Below are 20,359 nucleotides of genomic sequence, written 5' to 3'. Positions count from 1 at the left end.
TAAATATCATAGACAAACATAAAGAAAGCTTCCATTGAAGCTCTTCGAAGAGCAGATTCTTCGTTACAGGAAGCGAAAAAACCCCCTTGGGCAACCTGTATGGCCGCCTTTCGGGGGTCGTCAAAAACTTTTCCTATTTCCTTTATTCCGGCATGGAACCGATATAGTTGGACTGCGGGCGGATAATCCGGTTGTTGCTCGCCTGCTCCAGGACGTGAGCGCTCCAGCCTACCACACGGCTCACGGCGAAGGTCGGCGTGAACAGGAAGTCATCCAGGCCCACGGCACGCATCACTGCTGCGGCAAAAAACTCTACGTTGGTATGCAGCTTGCGGCCCGGTTTATATTCGTCCAAAAGCTTCAAGCCGACTTGTTCCACGTGGGTCGCCAGGTCAAACCACGGATCGTCGGCAGAGAGCTGGGAAGCTACCACGCGAAGCGCTGTCGCCCGTGGATCGATTGTCTTGTAAACGCGATGGCCAAAGCCCATCAAACGCTCGCCGTTTTCCAGCTTGGCGCGGAGCCAAGGCTCTGCGTTTTCCTTCGTGCCGATGGCTTCGATCATTTCCGTTACTTCAGAAGGAGCGCCGCCATGCAGCGGTCCTTTCAATGCGCCGATTGCCGCTGTGATCGAAGAGATCAGGTCCGATTGAGTCGAGGCGACGACTCGTCCGGAGAATGTCGATGCGTTCATGCCATGCTCCTGGGTGAGGATCAGGTAGGCATCCAGGGCCCGGACATGCGCCGGACTCGGCTCCTGACCTTTCAGCATATACAGGTAGTTGGCTGTATGATTCAGGTCCTGGCGGGGATTGAGCGGTTCGCGTCCAGCCAGGCGGGCAAAGCGGTGAGCGACGATTGTCGGCATTTTCGCGGTCAGAGAAATCACCTGATCGAGGCTTGGCGGCCATGCGTGATCGGGAGCAGCCAGCGCAGAGACGCCGGTCCTCAGCACACTCATCATATCGACATCCGCAGGTATCAGATCGAGAATGCCTTTTACATGTGCAGGCAGTTCCCGGTTGGCCTTCATTTTGTCTTGCAGCTCGGCAAGCTCCTGTGCGCTCGGCAGGTGCCCGTACCAGAGCAGGTGAGCGACTTCCTCAAAGGTGTGATGAATCGCCAGATCCCGCGCCCAGTGGCCGCGGTAAACCAGGAGTCCGTTTTGGCCATCCACCAGACTTAAATCCGTTTCGGCTACGGCAATCCCGTCTAAACCGATTGCTAACGCATGTGTTGTCATGATCACCACTCCTTTTTTCTCCGTATCTTTCCCTTAAGTATATCGATTAAAAAACACAAAGGGAAATAGAAGAAATCAGGGGTTTTGATCACTTTCTGCAATCAATTGGCAGGCGTCGCCGGCTTTGTCCTTCGACGCCCATACGTCATGAAGCGCCAGACGGTTTCCATCGGACCTCGTTCGAAATATCTCATCCAGATCGTGCTTGCGACCAACTGAAAGACATAGATGCCGATAGCCAGGTACAGCCACTGAACAAGCGGCATCGGCTGGATGTGGAAGAAATGAATGATCGTCATCACGAGAAATGTCTGCCCGAGATAGTTGCTCAACGCCATTTGACCTGCGTATCCAAAAGGTCGCAGCACGCGCTGGATCCTTTCTTTCGTCAACAGAACAAACAGGCCCGCAATAAAAAACAAGGCAGTCGGCAGAGTTCCCAGATTGACCATAATTTCTCGGGCAGCGTCCATCGTTTCTCCCGGATGTACATAAGTCCAAATCATGGCGCATTCTACTGGAATGCTTAGCACCAGTGCGGTCAGACAGACGCTTTTCAAAAGCTTAACGTGCGTAGCCACAGCACTGATCAGGCCTCGTTTCCCTGCATACAAGCCCAGCAGGAACATCGTGAAAATGGCGAGAATGTCGCTGCCAATAGCGCTTGCCCAGGTGTTTATTTCCACGCCCGACAGCGTTTGCCAAAGCACGATCGCCTTTGCCACCGTGTACAGAAGCCCTGTGCCTCCCGCCCAAGCCAGGATGGTTGATGTCTTTCTCCGATAAAACGGTATCAACAAAAATCCGATGACAGCATAAACGGTCAGAATGTCCCCAAACCAAATCACCATATGCACAATACCAATCAAAAGCAGGGCCAGCAGCCTCCGGGTAAAGCGCCAATACACTTTGTCCCTCCGCTGCTCAGCACGAGACATGAAAATAAAAAATCCCAGGCCGAACAGGAATGAAAAAATACTATAGAACTTGGTCTGAATCATTACATCGTACAGCAGTCTCAAAAGCGCATTAATCCCCGTCTCTTCCGGCATCGGCATCTCTTCCGTATAAATAAGAAAAGAGGGCATGTTTACGATCAAAATGCCAAACAGAGCAATCCCCCTGACGATGTCGATGGAAAAGATCCGATCTCTTTTAGCGATGGGTTCCGCCCCCATTGGTTTCAACCCCTTTGTTTAATCACACTAAACAAAAAGGAGTATACTAAAAGAAAAGAAAGCTGTTCCAGCGATATTCCTTACAGTTTGCTTACAGCTTTGTAATCTCTGTTCGTTTTTCTCTACCGGGGCACGCTAATGCACAGTCTCCATCGGTGAGTACAAGGCCTCCAAAATATCGACAAAGTGCTGTGCGGCCTCGCTCAAGCCTGTTTTCGGAACGAGCAGGTAGGAAGCCGCACTGGGAACAGTCAGCCCGGGAGTAGGCAGCTCGATAAAGCGGTTCTCAAACAGCTCCCGGCTGATCGCTGACCGTGGCAAAAAGGAAACCCCGAGACCTTCTTCAATAAACCATTTGGTAATATCGACCTGGGAAACGGCCATGGTCCGAAGCGACAAGCCCCGCTGTCTGAGCAGCAAAAGCAGATCGTCCCAGTAGCCGGGGTGATTGTGGGTCAACAGTCGCTTCGTTTGCAGCTCCTGCTCCCAGTCAGGCAGCGGTGCCTCCATGTCTCCACCGTAATGCGGCACGGCAAATACGACCGGGTCTTCGTACAGTTTGTAGGCGGAAAGCTGCAGCTCACCCGGAATCATTCGCGTCAATCCGATATCAGCCTGTCCACTCTGAACGAATGGCCCAATCTCGACGGAATCAGCCAGCTTGATCGACAAGTCCACATCCGGATAAAGCTTGGTGTAGCGATGAATCAAATGGGACAACCGGGTTCGGGCAATGATCGGCGAGACAGCCAATTGAAGCTTCTCGCGGTAGCCCTGCCGCCACGCCATCAGATCTTCCAATCCGTGATGCCACTGCTCCAATAGTCCTCTTGCGTGCGGCAGGTAGCGCTTGCCTGCGGGCGTCAAGCGGACCCGCTTTCCGACGCGTTCAAACAGCTTCAACCCCAGTTCGGTCTCGAGAATGCGAATATGTTGGCTGACTGTTGGCTGCGCGATAAACAACGCCTCCGCGGTCTGATGGAAATTCTCTGTGGTTGCAGCCATCACAAACGTCTGCAAAACGCGAAAATCCAAAGGTCCCCCTCCTTTATCCTTGCAGGCTTGACCCTTGTATATATGATCGGGTCGTACCGGGTTCTCACCATTCTATTCTATATCGCAAAGAAAAACGTCCCCATGCTGCTGCCAATATTGCGAAGCACCTGCTACTTGCTTTAGGCTCGGCACTTCTTATTTTGCCATGCAGACAGGCGTACAGGAAGGGAAGACTCCTTTTTTTGCGCAAGCCATCGCCACATTTGTCACAGGCAGTGTCCACCGACCGGAAATATCCGGGACTTTTGCCGTCTTGTCAGCCGTTCTCTTGTCTACCATTATCACGAAACACGACAGGAAATCCAGCCAACGGACAGGATACCCCCCCTTTTCTCCTGGTTCCATCTTCCTCTTTTTTAAACATATTACCAATTTTCGACATCTTTGCCCTCTTTATGTGGTACAATACGAAATCGGGGCGAGAAACGTCTTTTTTTGCCCCTACAGAGAGAAAATATTTGAGGAGGAAGAAAATGGAGACCACCACAAACGTGACCCCGCCTCGCAAAAGCTCGAAAAAGGCGCTGCTGATCGCCGGTGCAGTCGGGGTTGCGATTCTAGGCGGATTGGGTACTGCGTACGCCAAGCTGGACCTGTTCAAAAGTGCCAAAACGATTTATTTAGAGGCAGAGGCCAACAATGTCAAGCAACTGGCAGACGATGCCTCCCAGTCCTTTGGAGAATACGAAAAATATATCAAGCCTTACCTGGAGAAGCCTGTTCACTCCACGATGGAACTGAGCCAATTCAACATTGACGCAGATATTCCGGACCCGCAGGCTCAAAAGGTTTTGGACCTGTTGAAGAGCGCCAAGCTTGTCGTTGAAGCGAATGCGGATGAACAAAAGCGGCAGCAGTCCGGCAACTTTGAAATCCATCTCAAAGACAACAAGCTGATCAACATGGAGTATTTTGTCGACGATACGAAGATGGGCTTCCGTTTCCCTGACTTCTACCCCAAGTACGGCTATGTTGATTTGAAAGACCGCGATGTGATCAAGGAAAAGCTCGGCGAAGAGCTGCCGAAGCGCCTGGTTACCAACAAAGATATGTATGAAGCGATCAAATTCAGCCGCGAAGAGGTATCCAGCATTTTCGCTCCGTATGCGCTGATGTACGCTGAAAGCTTGAAAGACTCCCAGATCGCGATGAACAAAAACGCCTCTTTCTCCGAGGAAGGCTACAAGACAGACGCACGCGAAATCACTGTCACCTTCAACGCCGAGGAAGCGAAAGCGCTGTTTACGAAAATGGCCGAAAAGGCAAAAGCGGATGAAAAGCTGTTCGACCTGATCTACAACCGCTACCACAACGTATCAGCACTGCTCATCGACAGCGGTTACCCTGACGTACAGGAGCTTTCCAAGGATGAGTTCAAGAAGGAATACGAAAAAGCTTTCGACGATGCACTGAAGGATCTGAAAGATACAAAAGACTCCAAAGAACAGCTGAAAATGATCGTTCTCGTAGATGGAGACCATCAGATTCTTTCCCGCAAGCTGGTATTTGTCGAAGAGAACCAGAAAGAACAAAACATCTGGTCCAGCGTAGGCTTCAAAAACGGAGCAGACACGTACCAACGCTACTCCCTGTTCGTTGAGGATGGCGGCGAAAAAGGCGAAATGACCCTCAGCTACAAAGCAAACAAACAAGGCGACAAAACAACAGGAACGGTAGCTTTCCTGTTTGACGCCCAGCCGGACGTATTGCTCGACTTGACAACCAAATTCGAGACAACGAAGCAAGCCGACAAGGAAAACGGCACGTACGACTTCACGCTGAAAGCCAAGTCCGATTCTGATCCAGAGACGATCTCCCTGACCGGCCAAGTGACATCAGCCGTAACCAAAACAGAAAACGGACGCGATACTGACGGCACGTTCAAGGTGAACTTTGAACAATCCACTCCTGACATGCCAAAGAGCTTGAGCATGAACCTCAAGTTCAAGGAAGAATTCGGCAAGGCAATTACCATGCCGAGCTTGAGCGCTGACAATGCGGTCAACGTCGCGACTGTGACAGAAGAAGAAATGATGCAGATTCAGCAGGAAGTAGGCACTGCTGCCCAACAGTTTATGATGAAAAACATGGAGCTGTTCCAAGAGTTCATGCCTCCTATGCAATAAACCCGGGCTTTCGTTCGGATGATTCGACAAAAAACCTCTTTCTTTTGAAGAAAGAGGTTTTTTTGTCGATAAAAAAATGGCAAAACCTTGCAATGAATATAAAAAATTACTTTTCCTTTGAAGGAATACAGTTTCTCCAGACGAATAATTACCAATATTTAGAATTCTATCAAATGACAGGAGGAGAATGTGTGAAAAAACAAGCGAAATCGTTCATTCCCTTATCCCTCTCCGCAGCCTTATTGTTCAGCGTTGCTCCCGGCGGTGTCTACGCTTCCGAGGATCTGAGCAAACGGGAGCTGTCAAAGCTGAACAGCGTCACCAATGCAGTAGTGGAGCAGGGAGCAGCAACAGCCAAAATCTCTCCCCGCCTGAACACAACATCGCGGAAAGAGGTAAGCGTCATCGTCCAGCTGCAAGGAGAACCTGCCGCGAGCGAAGCGTCCTACAAACGCGGTTCGCGCTCTTCTGCCACGCGCTCGGCTGAATCGCGTGTCTCCCGCGAACAAACCTCCTTCTTGAAGGAAGCGCGCAAGAAAAATATCGATCTACATGTAGAACGCACTTTTTCACATGTCTTCAACGGGATGGAAATGACGCTGCCTGCCAACGAAATCGAGAGTCTGGCCAGCCTGCCGCAGGTAAAAGCGGTTTATGAAAACACGATCTACACCATCCCCGATGTCGAGCTTGACGCGATGAATGGCCGCGAATTCAAGTACGATATCGCTCCCCTCAAGCAGATTGGCGTCCTGGATATGTGGGATGCAGGTCTCACCGGAAAAGGGTTGAAGGTCGGTGTCATCGATACAGGTGTCGACTATCTGCATCCTGACCTGAAGGATGCCTACAAAGGCGGCTACGACTCCTACGACAATGACAAGGACCCGTATGAAGAGGCGCCCATCTCGCCCGATGACGATGCAAAAGGCGAAGGCGGCTACGAGGGCTCCTCGCACGGTACGCACGTCTCCGGGACGATTGTGGGCCGCGCCAAGAACAAAACGTCCGATGTGCAGGTAAAGGGGATCGCCTATGAGGCCGATCTCTACGTGTACCGGGTACTCGGACGAAAAGGCGGCAGCTCCGCACAGGTGATCGACGGTATCGAAAAAGCGGTGAGAGACGGCATGGACGTAATCAACCTGTCACTCGGGGCAGACATCGAAAAGAATGCCGACTCCCCCGACTCGATTGCGGTCAACAACGCGATGCGCGCAGGCGTCATCACTGTAGTCGCCAACGGCAATGCCGCCTCCGACGAGCCGGGCAGATTTTACTACACGGCCGGCTCCCCGGCAGGAGCGAAGCTGCCGATCTCTGTCGCGGCAGTGAATTCTCCAAGCGTTCTGTACGACGCTTCCGCCAGCTCATCTCTCGGCCAAGACTACCAATTCCACGTCATGGCCTGGCAGATCAGGGAAGACAATTTCAGCGAGCTGATCGGCACAAATCCGCTCCCTGTCGTGTACGCCAACCTGGGCTCGGTTCAAGATTTTGAGAAGGTAGACGTAGCTGGCAAGGTCGCTCTCGTGTCCCGCGGCACCCTCGCCTTCACTGACAAAATCATCAACGCGAAAAAGGCTGGCGCTGTAGCGGTAATCGTCTTTAATGGAAACGACAAAGACGGCGATGGACAAGCAGACCTCAATCTCCCGCCGGAAGATCGCGGCGGTTATGTGGACACCATACTGGGCGACCAGATGGATGCTATCCCTACCTTTGACATGAAGGGAACGGAAGGACGGGCTCTCGCCTTGCAGCTCCTGAACAATCCGTCCAGCCCTGTCACCCTTACCTTCTCCAGCGACTATCCGACCACCAGTGACAATGGAGACAAGGTAGCCAGCTTCAGCTCCCGCGGTCCCGTGCTTGGCGACAATTACTCGATCAAGCCGGATGTAGGCGCCCCAGGGGTTTCCATTCTGTCCGCTTATCCGGCATGGTCCAAGCTGATCGACGGTGCCAGCTACGAGAAGGCATACGCTCGCTCCAACGGAACCAGCATGGCGACCCCGCATGTTGCCGGCCTTGCTCTCCTGTTGAAGGAGGCCCATCCGGAATGGACTCCCTTTGACGTAAAAGCCGCTCTGTCCAATACGGCAAAGCCGCTGTATGAGGAAGAGGATGTTCTCTACGATGTCTACTCCCAGGGAGCAGGCCGCGTCGATGGATTTGCGGCGATGAAAACTCCTGCCCTGCTGCAGACAGTAGAGCAGCTCACCATCTTAAACGAAGATTTTGAAGCGGAGACGATCGAATACAACGGCTCCAACTACAGCTTCGGTCTGCTGAAAGCAGGCAGCAAGCCTGTTTCGCAAACGCTGCAAGTCAAGAACACGTCCGATAAAGAAGTGAGCTACAGAGCCGAGGTCAACATGCACAGCTCGGTAACCACCGATCCTTATCGTCCAAAGGATACACCGGACCCGAACAACATCGATGTCAAGCTGTCGACCAAGAATATCACCGTAGACGGCGGCGAGATCGAAACCTTTACCCTGACTGTAGAGCCGCAGGAGGATGCGGAGGAAGGCGTGTACGAAGGTGAAGTTGTCCTGCGCAGCTCCGATCGCAGCATTCCCAAGCTCCATCTTCCGTTCGTCATCCACGTGGGCGACAAGCCGGAGGATACCCACTTTGGCCTCGACAATATGAAGCTGTCCAGCGCCATCCTGTCTCCGGACGGTGACGGCGAAAACGATACGATCACTGTAGAAGCATTGCTCCAGGCTGAAGGCGTCAATGTGATCGAGCTGGAAGCCTGGAGCATGGATGACACGTACATCGGTACGATGGCTGCTCTGTTTAACGATTACAAACCATTTGCTCCCGGCCCGATCACCTTCTCCAACATCGACGGCACGTACGTGAACGGTTCTCTCATACCGAAGAAGCTGGATCCAGGCGTCTACAAGCTGCGCCTGGTGGCACAAGTAGTCGACCCTGATCTGCCGAGAGGCGAACAGGTCGTCGAAACGTATGAGATCTGGAAGTCGTTCAAGCTGGAAATCAACGAAACGGAAAAAGGCAAGCGGACAACGGAGAAGAACGACGATAGCCTGAAGCAAGCGGCTGAGGAATTTGAAGGCAATGTCGTCAATACTGACAAAGTAGGCGAGGCTGTTCTGGAACTGCCGGAAGACTCTGATGCAGTGACCTATGCCGTCACCGAAAGCTCCCATCCCGAGCTGATCGACAATGCGGGCGTACTGCTTGCATTGCCGGAAGAAGGCAATGAAACCGTCACACTCTGGGTTACGATTGCATCCAAAGACAACCCGGATCAAACTGAAAAAGTGAAAGTAAAAGTGAAGCTGGAAGCTGGAGAAGAATCGCGATAACACCGCAAGAAGGGCTGTCCCCGAAAAGTAGGAACCTACTGGACGGGGAAGCCCTTCTCTATTGTTTCATCCGTTTATTCCCTGCTGCCCATGGAGGGTTGGAGATCTTCACCCTCCACGATAATCGCCATCATTTCCCTCTACGCAAGTTTCCCCAAAGCAGTGAGAATCTCATCTTCAATCGCATATAAACGTGAGTCTGGTCCCCCTGCTGCGGGAGGATGGGAGGATTCCCAGGCGATCGTCCGGGCAAAAGCTTCTGCGCGTGAAACTTTTTCGGAAAAACCGAGCAGACGGCGAATCTTCCCCGTATCGATCTCGATGTGTTGGCTGGTCTCTATCCCCAGTTGCAAGGAGGGGGGCAGCATGTCGGGAGCTGCCGTTACGATACTACCCTGCCAGCCAACTTGTGCCGCGATGCCCATGATCCAGTCACGCAGCGAGTAGCTGTCCGACTCCCCGACGTTGAAGATTTCCCCCTTTGCCCGTTCGTCCTCCGCTGCCAAAACGATGGCTGCCGCCACATCCTCCACGTATCCGCGAGTCCAGCGCCAATCGTCCAGCCCCTCTTCCAGCAGGATGTACCGTCTGCCGTCCATCATCGGCTTCAGATACGGATACATGCGGTTTTGATAGTCTCCGGGGCCGTATACCATCGGCAGGCGGAGTACTGTTCCCGGCAGGCTGGGGCTGCTCATGACGACCCTTTCTACGAGCACCTTGTCGTAATCCTGTCTGTCTTCTCTCATGCCGCGGAACGGATAACGCTTCTCGCCCAGCGGCGACTCCTCCGTCAGCAGCCCGCGCTCGACAGGGCCGTCCTCGATCCGGTTCAGGATCTGAAACGCCCTGTATACATCACAGCTGCTGATCGCTACGACACGATCGGCAATTCCGTCGAAAACAGTCATCATACTCGTCGCATCGGACTCGGTATAAGGAAACATGTCAATCACGACATCTGCCTGATACTCGGCAAACTGCTGGCGATAGCTTTGCAGCTGCACTCGGTCCCCGATGATTCGTCTGACCTCATCAGGAAATCCACCATCTGCTTTCAACTCGCCGCGGTTGAACACCGCTACTTCGTGACCGGCCGAGACAAGCTGTCTGACCACATGCGGGCCGATAAAACGAGTCCCTCCCAACACCAGGACTTTCATCTCCCATCTCTCCCCCGCGTTACAGTTTTTCGATTACCTTGTCGACAATTCCGTACGCTCTTGCTTCCTCTGCGGTCATGAAATAATCGCGGTCGGCATCCCGTTCCACTTTTTCAACCGGCTGCCCGGTCCGCTTTGCGATAATCTCAAACAGCAAGCGGCGATGGTTCAGGATCCGATCTGCCTGGATTTTGATGTCGCTTGCCTGTCCCTGGCTCCCGCCCCACGGCTGATGAATCATGATCTCCGCATTGGGCAGGGCGTAGCGTTTACCCGGAGCTCCTGCCAGCAGCAGGAAAGAACCCATCGAGGCGGCAGACCCGATGCATATCGTAGAAACCGCAGGCTTAATGAATTGCATCGTATCGTAAATGGCCATCCCCGCCGTGATAGAGCCCCCCGGGGAATTGATGTACAGATGAATATCCTTTTCCGGGTCCTCCGCTGTCAGAAACAGCATTTGGGCGACTACCGCATTGGCTACTTGATCGTCGATTGCGCTGCCCAAAAAGATGATCCGGTCTTTTAACAGACGGGAGTAAATATCGTAAGAACGCTCTCCATAGCTGGTTTGCTCCACTACAACCGGTATCAGATTCATGTTCATGCCTCCTGTCTTCTTGTTTACTCATTTCCACACAACGAAGAGTTACGCGGCAGCTCTCCTGCCCAGCATAGCCTGAGGGGCTGCCTGTTTGCGCTCAGCCGCTTCAAATCCGGACGACACGATGGTGACAGTAGCGGGATTCTCTTTGGGCCCGACTGTCCAACTGGTTACCGTCGCTTCCTGCTCCACTGTTCCACGGCCGCTCTCACGCGTAGGAAAGGGAATGACCGAACGATCCTGCTGCCTGACATCACTTTCCCAAATGACTACTGCTTGCTTTTTCATTACCGGCATCATTTCTCTTCTCCTCCTTGGGCGATTTGGGGATAAACAGCCAGCACAACTTGATACGCTTCCTCTGTCTCGTCATGTGCTTGATATTTCTCGACAAGCTGGCTTACCAACTGCACGTACTCCTGCACAAAAGCGCTGCGCTGCTCCTTTGTTGCCAGCCGGATACTGGTATCGACCGTCGCACTCGGGACCTCCTCCTGCTGATCCGATCTCTCCAGGAGTGTAAGGGCATCCCGTTTGATCCGTTCGGCGGCCGTGATCAGATGGGACAGCGACCCTTGATCCTTGATCCGGTCGACGGTCTCTTTCGGCCAGTTAAGCGTCTCCGACAAAATGTAGGTCCGGGCGATAGCCTGGTACAGCACCTCTACCAGATTTCTCACCTGCCGCGTACCGACCCGGCGTACCAAACCGACCTTTTCCAGCGCCTTGAGATGGTAATTGACCCGTTGGGGGATTTCGTTGATCCCGCGGGCCAGTTCGGCCGCGGAGGCAGGTTCGGTCAATCGGCCGAGGATTTCCGCCCGCAGCGGATTGAGCAGAGCCATGGCCTGATCCGGCGACTCGACGACATACGTTTCCAATACTTGTTGATCCATTATATACACCTCGGAAAACTTATTGTTCACGTAAAAATATTTTATTACGTGGATCTCCCTTTTGTCAAATGGTGGAAAGGCCTTTTTTTGCAATCCATGTATCAGCCAGTGATAAAGCTGCTCCAGATTTTGTGGGTTGCACCCACTCCCGGAACGGAGTTACAATATGGGGTACCAAGAACCGAGGTTCTTGCCAGCGCCAATCAAAAGGGGGGAAATCACCGATGGAAGATCTGATTCTTCTGTTTTCGCTGGATGATTTCTTCGCCTTGCTCGCCTTGTTCGCGGGCTGCTACACCTCTGTTTCCTACATACAGAACTGGTGTCGTCCGCAGAGATTGCCTAATGGCTGGCGTTCTAGCGATACTTACGAACCTTCTATCAATCGTTGCTTGGTCGAGACGTATCCGACGGCGGCAAGGCAGCCGCAGCGCAGACTGATTCTGCGACGCTTGCGGTATGCAGACAGCGACAACGACGGCTCGGCACTCCTGTTTCCGGCATGATCAGAAAATCTGTCGTAAATAAGGAGGTTGATCAGTATGATCGCCAAGTATATCGGAGAAGCTTTGTTGGCTGTAATTGCACTCCCGCTGTTTGCTTACCAGACAGCAGAAAGCTTGCACGCTCTCGCTGATGTGTTTGCTCAGATGACCGATTACTTTAAATGAACATATTATTGGAAATAGGCAACCAGCCTGGCCGCAGCATTACGGTCAGGCTGGTTTTTCTTCTCGTCCAAATCCCACGTTTTCCCATTCGCAAAATGAGGAATACGTCTTTACTTTACCTCGGCATTCGGATATAATGATTATATAATTTAAAAAGCACGAACTTTTAGGAGGAGCCTGTCACCAGTGGCTTTCTTTTGCCTTTTTTCGCAAAAGAGCCAGTGGTGGCAGGCTCTTTTTGCTTGTTTTCCATTTGCAAACAATTTAGAAAAAGGTGGGGATACTGTATGCTAATCTTCCAACTGGCTGTGATCCTGCTCGCCTCCAAAATTGCCGGAGAAGTGAGCTCCAAGCTCGGACAGCCTTCCGTCCTCGGGAAATTGCTGATTGGGATTATCCTGGGCCCTTCGGTGCTCGGCCTGATCTCAAATACGGAGATTCTGAAAGAGATCAGCCAAATCGGTGTCATCCTCCTGATGTTTATTGCCGGGTTGGAGACCGATATAGACGAATTTAAACGAAGCGGAAAATCCTCCATGAATGTCGGCGTCGTCGGCATCGTCGTTCCGCTCGCTCTCGGATACGCTGCCGGAATGGCCATGGGACTGCCCACACTGGAGTCTGTATTCCTGGGTCTGCTGCTTTCTGCCACCAGTGTGAGCATCTCCGTCCAGGCTTTGAAGGAGCTCGGCAAGCTGAAATCAAAAGAAGGCGCAACCATCCTGGGGGCCGCCGTCATTGACGACGTGCTGGTCATCATCGCACTCGCATTTGTCATGAGCTTTGCGGGCGGTGATGTCAATCTGGGAATGGTCGTACTCAAGAAAGTGGCCTTCTTCGCGGTCGTCATCCTGCTCTCCTGGAAAGTCGTTCCGTGGGTCTTGCGGAAATTTGCTCCGTTGAAAGTGACGGAAGCGGTCGTAACGGCCGCCCTCATTATCTGTTTCCTGTTCGCCTACCTGGCGGAATACACCGGAGTGGCCGCCATTATCGGCGCGTACATCGCCGGCATCGCCATCAGCCTGACCAATTATCGCCATGAAGTAACGGAAAAAGTGGAAACGATCAGTTATTCCATCTTCGTACCGGTCTTCTTCACCTCAATCGGGGTGTCGGCCCAATTCAACGGCATTGTCGATCATCTCTGGCTGATTGTCGGCCTTAGCATTTTGGCCGTCCTGACGAAGTTTATCGGCGGAGCACTCGGCGCAAAGGTGTCCGGATTCGGCTGGCGCAGCTCGTGGGGCATCGGGTCCGCGATGGTGTCTCGCGGTGAGGTCGCCTTGATCATTGCATCGATTGGACTTGAGGCGGGGCTTTTGGCTGACAGCATGTTTGCTGTATTGATCGTCGTCGTCCTTGTGACCACGATCGTGACCCCGCCGATGATGAAGATCTTCTTCTCTGAAAAAGAGACAGGGAAAGAGCAAATTGCCCTGAGAAAAGAAGCGTAGCTTCATGCAATGCATCTGCCAAGAACCAACTGGCTTCAGCATACAAAGAAACTCTCTGCCCGGGACGAACCGGCAGAGAGTTTTTTCATGGATGCCGCAGCTTTACTTAGTTTCGCGGTGCAAAGTGTGCTTTTTTAAGCGGGGAGAGTATTTTTTTAATTCAAGCCGCTCGGGGTGATTCCGCTTGTTCTTCGTCGTGATGTAGTTCCGGTCTCCTGACTCTGTGCATTGCAGCGTTACCTGTACGCGCATCTACGCTCCTCCTTTTTGGGCTGCATCCTTTGAAAGCCCATTGATGATTCGGCTGTTTCTCACAGCACTGTTTCCACGACAGTATCTGCTGTCGGGAGCGGATCGGCAATCGCGCTCCAATCTCCGCGGTACTCATCCTCAGTCAGCAAGCACCGATCCAGCTTCTGCTCAATCTCTTCCCTGTTCATCTCCATGCCGATAAACACCAGCTCGGTTTGGCGATCTCCATGGTCGGCATCCCATGTTTTCGCCCACTCCGGATCTTCTGCCAGGATGGCCTCCCGCTCCGCTTCAGGCAGAGCTGCGGCCCAGTACCCGGCGGCGCCGATTTCAATCGAAGTTCCTGCCTGGCTCAGCGTCATGGCCAGGTCATTGCGCGTCGCGATCCAGAAAAAGCCCTTGGCCCGCACCACCTCTTCCGGCCAGTCCTCCAGCCAGCTCGCAAAGCGCTCCGGGTGAAACGGTCTTTTGCGTCGGTAGACAAAGGAAGAGATGCCGTACTCATCCGTTTCCGGCGTATGCTCTCCCTGCTCCAGCTCTTTGATCCAGCCGGCAGAACGGCTTGCTTTTTCAAAGTCAAACAAGCCGGTATTCAGGATATCCCTCGGGTGTATATGCCCCCGGCTGGTCCGGATCAGCTTGGCATCCGGCTGCAATTTGCGCAGGACCGCTTCCAGTTCATCCAGTTGTTCCGGCTCCACCAGGTCGCACTTGTTTAGGATCAGCACATCACAAAACTCGATCTGGCTGATCAAAAGATCCACGACATCGCGGCGATCTTCCTCTGCAGCAGCCTGACCGCGCTCCAGCAGGCTTTCTCCGGAGGAAAAGTCGTGCCAAAAACGGTTGGCGTCTACGACCGTCACCATCGTGTCCAGCCGGCAAACGCGGGACAGGTCGATGCCCATTTCCTCGTCGACATACGTGAAGGTTTGGGCAACTGGCACCGGTTCGCCAATCCCGGTCGATTCGATCAGAATGTAGTCATACTTCCCTTCAGTGGCCAAACGCTCCACCTCTGTCAGCAAATCCTCCCGCAATGTGCAGCAGATGCAGCCATTGGACATCTCCACTACCTTTTCCTCGACCCGGGACAGCCCGCCTCCCTGGGCAATCAGCTCCCCGTCAATATTCACTTCGCTCAAATCATTCACGATGACCGCGACTCGCATCCCTTCCCGATTGTTCAACACGTGGTTGAGCAATGTTGTTTTGCCTGCTCCCAAATACCCGCTCAGTACTGTTACCGGAATCCGATTGTCACTCATGCCTATGTACAACTCCCTGTTTGTGGATTGTGATGCGCAACAAATAAATCGTAACAATTACGATTTAACAATCATCCTACACCCCGCAAACAAAAGTTGTCAAGATAAATCGTATTCATTACGATTTAATAACTGCCTGAATCTATTTGCTCCTCCTCTGCTGGAAACAAAAAAAGCTGTCCCCGTCTGCGATAGACAAGGGACAGCCCTTAACCGTCAGTATTCAATGAAAAAGTGCTCGACAGGAGCTGTTTCCTATCTTCGGCTTTCTTGCAAGCTCACATGTTTATTTTTTTGCGGACCGAACGCTCTGAACCGAAGTCCCGACTCCTTGGCCATCTAATGTTACCTTGTACTGTTTCGGGTTATTGAGCGCTGCTTGATCGATCAAAGGTACAAACTTGGTATACTTCCACGTCAGGGCGCTGTATACGCGGCCATTTTTGGTCGGAATGGTCACAAGGATGTCTTTTACTTTGTCCGAGTTGATATAGCCGATGTTCAGCTTCGGCAGGTATCCGGCATCCAGCTTGCCTACGGAAGCAAAGAAATGCTGGCCCCTTCTTCCTTCGCGAACGACGATGCGCAGATCATCGACCGGCAGGCCAAACGCAGCTCCCTCTTTGTGTCCGACCAGCATGACATGGTCTTTGATGCCGTCACCGTTCACATCGGCATACTTGGTGTCGAGTACAAATGTGATGTCTTTATCCAGAGAGATTCCCGTATTGAGGAACACATCAGGAGACGGAAAGTTGTCTGATTCCCCCGGGCTTACAGTCAGGCCGACAAGCTTCGGCTTCTGGTTTTCCAGCTTCCAAATGCTTGTAGCGTGAGCGATCTGGTCGTTTCCGTGCAGTCCCCACATTCTTTGACGCCCCACGTATTGAATCGACCCGTTCTCGGTCACATAGGGAACCAGCTCAGCCAGCTTGTCGGAAAATCCGTTAGTCGGCTGCGTCACTTTCCCCTGCTTGTTATAAATCCCTCTGCGCAGGTACTCGTCTTTGTTTTCCTTGATATCGATATAGGTCGTCGCTCTCGTCTTGTTGTCCACGACTTTGGCGCGGAATCCGTCAATGAACTGGATCGTGAACAAGATCGACTCCTCCGGCGCAATCCGTACGATCTGAACTGCTGTCTGCTGACTTGCTTGTGCCTGAACGGGTGCTCCCGTCCACGTAGAGGTCAATGTGACTGCTCCCCCCAAAACAACTGTACATAACGCTCGTTGCCATGCTTTCATTTCTTTCTTCCTCCCTTAGTACCCAGGCTTTCCTGCTCTTTTTCTCCTGTTATCATTAGCACAGGTCCAGAGTCATGCCTCTTTTCATGTATGTCCCATCCACTTATCCGCCATATTTCGCAATGGATGGGTTTCATTTCTCTGTAATCATAAACGGTATAACCTCCTAAATTGTTGCAGGCAGGTTTCTCCATGCCCATTCTTTTTTTAAGCGGGTCTGTTTTTTTTACCGGTTTGCAACAAATTCACCTCTCGGGCAAGCTACAATAGAGTGGGAATGAAATCATGCGTCTATTTGAGCACCAACAGAAAGGAACGAAAAGACAGATGAAAAAAATCTGGCTGTATTTGGCTGTCTTGTCTGTCGCGCTGACCGGCGGCGGCTGCGGCTTTACCGATACTCCCAACGAACTGATGCGTGCGCCTGCGGCCGACGTCAACCAGCAGTCGATCAATCAGGCGGTCATGCAGTTTCTCCCCCCCGGCTCACAGCTGACCGTGCCGTTGAACCCGGCAGAGTCTAGTGCTGTCGCCCTTCACGACTTGACAGGCAACGGCTCGCCTGAGGTGATCGCCTTTTACAAGACGGAAAAAACCGACTACGAGATCGGCGTCCTGGTCTTGTCACAGAGTGGCGGAAACTGGAAAAAGACTGCCTCTTTCACCGGGATCGGCCGGGAATTGGACTATGTCGATTACGTTGACATGACCGGCGACGGAATTCCCGAGATGCTGATCGGATGGGGCGGCGGAGACGGCCTGAACAAGGAGCTTTCCGTCTATTCCCTAAAAGAAAATCAGCCCGTGGAACTGCTGAAGCAGCCTTATTCGGTCATGGCGGTAGGAGATCTTGCCGGAAATCAGGAGCAAGAGCTGGCCCTCGTCGTTCACGACAACAACAATCTGGTATCCAAAGCAGAGGTGTACGGCCCAACGGACGGGAAACTGTCCAAATGGACGGAGATCCAACTGGACGGCAATGTAAACGGCTACGAGCAGGCAGTCATCGGCAAGGCGTCCCCGACAAAAAATGGCATTTTCATCGAAGCCGGCCTCGGAGCCCATTCCGCTATGACCGAGCTGTTGATCCTGGAAAATGGCCAATTGCTCCGTCCATTGGCTGGCACCCGGGAAGAAATGGAACTGACTTTTAAACCATACAGCCTATATAGTGAAGATATTAACGATGACGGGATTATAGAAATAGGAATTCATACACAGCCGCCAGGCACGGACGAAATGGCCATGGCGGAAATCCCCTGGATCTCTTCCTACTATCAGTGGGATGGCAAAAGCGGCCTAAAGCATATGGAGGATCATTTCCAAAGCACCAGGCTTGGCATCGATTTTCGCATCCCGGATAAATGGAAGGACAAGTTTACGGTTGAGCGAAATCCCGATTCCAATTCGACCGTGGCCCACATGGTCTACTACGGTCAGAACGGCGAGCAGAAAGCGACCCTCCTCACCTTCCAATCGATCCCTCAGCAGGAGTGGGCGAAAATGGAAAAATCCTCTGAGGGCAAGCAGACGCCGTATCTGGTATTGTCAGAACAGGGCAAGCAAGTGCTCGTGGCGATCCAGCCGCAAAAGCCTGACAATCTGAGCAGTGCCGCTTTGCGCGAATACAACGCCATGCTGCTGACCTCGGACGAAATCAGACAGTTGTTCCGACCGTTGAAAATGCAGCTCTAAGCTCGGCCGGTTCGGTTTTCTAAGGAGACGAGAACATGAAAGTACTGCTGTTAGAAGATGAAAAATCAATCCGCGATTTTGTCCGCATCAATCTCAAGCGCGAGGGATGCGACGTCATCGAGGCCGCCTCTGGCGAAGAGGCGTTGACCATTGCGGACAGCCAACCGAATATCGAGATCGCCATCCTGGACGTCATGCTGCCGGGAATCGACGGATTTGAAGTGTGCGGACAGCTCCGCCGCAAGTTTCCCCGCATGGGAATCATTATGCTGACGGCGAAGAGCCAGGAGCTGGACAAAGTGATGGGGCTGGAGTTTGGCGCAGATGACTACGTCGTCAAACCATTCAGCCCGGCAGAGCTGCTCGCCCGGGTAAAAGCCCTGCACCGCAGGCTTACTGCGCTCGAGGTGCAGGAGGAAGATTCCCGCATTATCGACATTCCTCCTTTCCAACTGCTTCTCGACGAGCGGAAGCTGATCAAGCACAAACAGGAAATCGATTTGACGCCGAAAGAATTTGCCATCATCAAGCTGCTTGCAGAGAACGCCAACAAAGCAATTAGCCGCGACGACATTTTGACCGAAGTGTGGGGACAGTTCTATATCGGCGATCTAAAGGTAGTGGACGTGAACATCCGTCGAATCCGGCAAAAAATCGAAGACGATCCGGCCCATCCCGCATACGTCGAGACGGTCTGGGGCTATGGTTATTTATGGCGAAAGGAAACCGCTGATGAGGGGAATTAGAGCGCGGCTCGTCATTCATTTTGGCCTGATCCTGCTGTTGATCGTCCTCGTCCTTGAGGGGCTGTTCTACTGGGCTGTGCGTACCTACTATTTCGGCACGGCCACAGAGACTCTGGTGACGAGATCGACGACCTTCACCAACTTTATCAACAAGTACGCGGACAGCTACCACTTGAGAGACAAAGCCCGCTATATATTGGAAAACGTCTCAAAAGAAGAAACCGCCAAAGTGGAAGTCCTTGATCTGACTGGAAAAGTCATTCTCAACTCTTACGGCTTTCAGACGGCAGAGGTCATCGAAACGCCAGATGTGCTCAATGCCTTGCAAACCGGCATGGGGTTGTATGTCGGCAAGTCTCCGTACACGCGGGAGAGGGTGATCGCGGTATCCAATCCGCTTGTCTACATGGGAGAGCAGGTAGGTGTCCTGCGCTACTCGATTTCAGCCGAGCCGCTGTACGCTGCCGTATACCGGATTGCGATGTACGGTGCGGGAGTCGGGGTGATCGTGGTGTTATTCGCCTTCACGTTGAGCCTGATCATCGCCAAGCGCATCGTCGGCCCGATTCAGGAGCTGACCCGGGCGGCTACACAGATGGCGACCGGAAATTTCTCCGCGCGGGCAAAAAAGCAATTTAATGACGAAGTCGGTACTTTAGCCGAGGCGTTTAACTACATGGCAGCGGAGATAAGCAAGAATGAACAGATGAAAAACAACTTTATCTCATCGGTTTCCCATGAACTGCGGACGCCGCTTACCTCGATCAAAGGCTGGGGCGAGACGTTGATTTCCGGAGGGCTGGAGGACAAGGAAGAGACGATGCTGGGGCTGGAGGTCATCTCCAAGGAGACGGACCGGTTGATTGGTCTGGTAGAAGAGCTGCTCGATTTCTCGAAGTTTCAGTCCGGTGAACTGAAATTATCGACGGAGCGCCTCGATCTGCGCGATATTGTAGAGGATGTGCGGATTCAATTCGGCCTTCGGGCACAGGACGAGGGCATTGACTTTTTCGTCCATATCCCGCCCTCTCCTGTTCCCGTGCAGGTGGACCCCAATCGGATGAAGCAGATCTTCGTAAACCTGCTGGACAATGCTTTCAAATTCACTTTACGCGGAGGCTCTATCCAGATTTCATGTCAGACGGATGAGACGCATGTAAAAGTGCTGGTCAGCGACACAGGGGAAGGCATCGCCCCGAAAGATTTGCCCCATATAACGGAAAGGTTTTTCAAGGGACAATCCAAGCGATCAGGCAGCGGTCTCGGTCTTGCCATTTGCAAAGAGATCGTTCACCTGCACGGCGGCCAATTTTCCGTGTCGAGCACCTTGGGCAAAGGAACGACGGTAACGGTCGAGCTGCCGCTGGCACAAAGCCTCACCCCTGAGGAGAAAAGCGTATAGCCGATATTTGGCCAA

General features: G+C 52.6%; 18 protein-coding genes. 8 read left to right on the top strand and 10 right to left on the bottom strand.

Annotated elements, in window-relative coordinates; all coding sequences use genetic code 11:
• Positions 1-142: 142 nt before the first annotated feature.
• From NST37_RS02680 to NST37_RS02670, 3 genes are all read right to left on the bottom strand, one after another.
• The gene (locus NST37_RS02680; RefSeq protein ID WP_339186201.1) at positions 143-1,243 is read right to left on the bottom strand and encodes a citrate synthase/methylcitrate synthase; all 1,101 of its coding nucleotides are present in this window, start codon (positions 1,241-1,243) and stop codon (positions 143-145) included.
• Positions 1,244-1,344: 101 nt separating this feature from the next.
• Positions 1,345-2,421 (bottom strand): DUF418 domain-containing protein, encoded by a 1,077-nt coding sequence (locus NST37_RS02675; RefSeq protein ID WP_003389873.1) that lies wholly within the window; start codon positions 2,419-2,421, stop codon positions 1,345-1,347.
• 135 nt (positions 2,422-2,556) lie between these two features.
• A complete protein-coding gene (locus tag NST37_RS02670) occupies positions 2,557-3,456 on the bottom strand; it encodes a LysR family transcriptional regulator (protein WP_024983336.1) in 900 nt (299 codons plus the stop codon).
• A 494-nt stretch (positions 3,457-3,950) separates the two neighbouring features.
• Between NST37_RS02670 and NST37_RS02665 the strand changes: the two genes are divergently transcribed.
• On the top strand, positions 3,951-5,603 hold the full coding sequence (locus NST37_RS02665; protein ID WP_339186199.1) for a DUF6583 family protein: 1,653 nt from the start codon (positions 3,951-3,953) through the stop codon (positions 5,601-5,603).
• 191 nt (positions 5,604-5,794) lie between these two features.
• Complete coding sequence (locus NST37_RS02660; RefSeq protein WP_024983333.1) at positions 5,795-8,947, top strand: S8 family serine peptidase; 3,153 nt, start codon at positions 5,795-5,797, stop codon at positions 8,945-8,947.
• A 140-nt stretch (positions 8,948-9,087) separates the two neighbouring features.
• On the opposite strand, the gene NST37_RS02655 is transcribed toward NST37_RS02660, so the two are convergent.
• The 4 genes from NST37_RS02655 to NST37_RS02640 are packed head-to-tail and all read right to left on the bottom strand — an operon-like array spanning position 9,088 to position 11,610.
• Complete coding sequence (locus NST37_RS02655) at positions 9,088-10,110, bottom strand: NAD-dependent epimerase/dehydratase family protein (RefSeq protein ID WP_339186196.1); 1,023 nt, start codon at positions 10,108-10,110, stop codon at positions 9,088-9,090.
• A gap of 19 nt (positions 10,111-10,129) precedes the next feature.
• Positions 10,130-10,711 (bottom strand): ATP-dependent Clp endopeptidase proteolytic subunit ClpP, encoded by a 582-nt coding sequence (gene clpP, locus NST37_RS02650; RefSeq protein ID WP_003389881.1) that lies wholly within the window; start codon positions 10,709-10,711, stop codon positions 10,130-10,132.
• Between the two features lie 48 nt (positions 10,712-10,759).
• Positions 10,760-11,014, bottom strand: coding sequence for a hypothetical protein (locus NST37_RS02645; protein ID WP_003389882.1), 255 nt, complete (start codon positions 11,012-11,014; stop codon positions 10,760-10,762).
• Entirely contained in the window at positions 11,011-11,610 is a 600-nt protein-coding gene (locus tag NST37_RS02640; RefSeq protein WP_024983330.1) for a helix-turn-helix domain-containing protein, read from the bottom strand. The genes NST37_RS02645 and NST37_RS02640 overlap by 4 nt, the downstream gene beginning before the upstream one ends.
• Before the next feature lie 224 nt (positions 11,611-11,834).
• On the opposite strand from NST37_RS02640, the gene NST37_RS02635 reads away from it, so the two are divergent.
• The 3 genes from NST37_RS02635 to NST37_RS02625 all read left to right on the top strand — a co-directional run bounded on the left by NST37_RS02635 (position 11,835) and on the right by NST37_RS02625 (position 13,735).
• Complete coding sequence (locus NST37_RS02635; RefSeq protein ID WP_003389884.1) at positions 11,835-12,116, top strand: hypothetical protein; 282 nt, start codon at positions 11,835-11,837, stop codon at positions 12,114-12,116.
• A 36-nt stretch (positions 12,117-12,152) separates the two neighbouring features.
• On the top strand, positions 12,153-12,281 hold the full coding sequence (locus tag NST37_RS02630; RefSeq protein WP_003389885.1) for a hypothetical protein: 129 nt from the start codon (positions 12,153-12,155) through the stop codon (positions 12,279-12,281).
• Positions 12,282-12,568: 287 nt separating this feature from the next.
• Positions 12,569-13,735: a cation:proton antiporter gene (locus tag NST37_RS02625; RefSeq protein ID WP_003389886.1), complete on the top strand. Its 1,167-nt coding sequence runs from the start codon at positions 12,569-12,571 to the stop codon at positions 13,733-13,735.
• 102 nt (positions 13,736-13,837) lie between these two features.
• Here the strand turns inward: NST37_RS02625 and rpmG are convergent, their stop codons facing one another.
• From rpmG to NST37_RS02610, 3 genes are all read right to left on the bottom strand, one after another.
• Positions 13,838-13,987 carry a 50S ribosomal protein L33 gene (gene rpmG / locus NST37_RS02620; RefSeq protein ID WP_003389887.1) on the bottom strand — a complete coding sequence of 50 codons (150 nt, stop codon included), beginning with the start codon at positions 13,985-13,987 and terminating at the stop codon, positions 13,838-13,840.
• Between the two features lie 59 nt (positions 13,988-14,046).
• Positions 14,047-15,255 (bottom strand): GTP-binding protein, encoded by a 1,209-nt coding sequence (locus tag NST37_RS02615; protein ID WP_339186194.1) that lies wholly within the window; start codon positions 15,253-15,255, stop codon positions 14,047-14,049.
• 286 nt (positions 15,256-15,541) lie between these two features.
• Complete coding sequence (locus NST37_RS02610; protein ID WP_024983327.1) at positions 15,542-16,501, bottom strand: hypothetical protein; 960 nt, start codon at positions 16,499-16,501, stop codon at positions 15,542-15,544.
• Between the two features lie 327 nt (positions 16,502-16,828).
• Between NST37_RS02610 and NST37_RS02605 the strand changes: the two genes are divergently transcribed.
• The 3 genes from NST37_RS02605 to NST37_RS02595 are packed head-to-tail and all read left to right on the top strand — an operon-like array spanning position 16,829 to position 20,344.
• Positions 16,829-18,196 (top strand): hypothetical protein, encoded by a 1,368-nt coding sequence (locus tag NST37_RS02605; RefSeq protein WP_031932602.1) that lies wholly within the window; start codon positions 16,829-16,831, stop codon positions 18,194-18,196.
• 35 nt (positions 18,197-18,231) lie between these two features.
• Complete coding sequence (locus tag NST37_RS02600; protein ID WP_003389892.1) at positions 18,232-18,942, top strand: response regulator transcription factor; 711 nt, start codon at positions 18,232-18,234, stop codon at positions 18,940-18,942.
• A complete protein-coding gene (locus NST37_RS02595) occupies positions 18,929-20,344 on the top strand; it encodes a HAMP domain-containing sensor histidine kinase (protein WP_243014795.1) in 1,416 nt (471 codons plus the stop codon). Before NST37_RS02600 ends, NST37_RS02595 begins: the two co-directional genes overlap by 14 nt.
• The last annotated feature ends 15 nt before the right edge of the window (positions 20,345-20,359 follow it).

The organism is Brevibacillus sp. FSL K6-6036, from assembly GCF_037964015.1.
GTDB lineage: Bacteria > Bacillota > Bacilli > Brevibacillales > Brevibacillaceae > Brevibacillus > Brevibacillus borstelensis.
The sequence above is the reverse complement of the archived record's forward strand: the minus strand, read 5'-3'. Positions and strand labels throughout refer to the sequence as shown.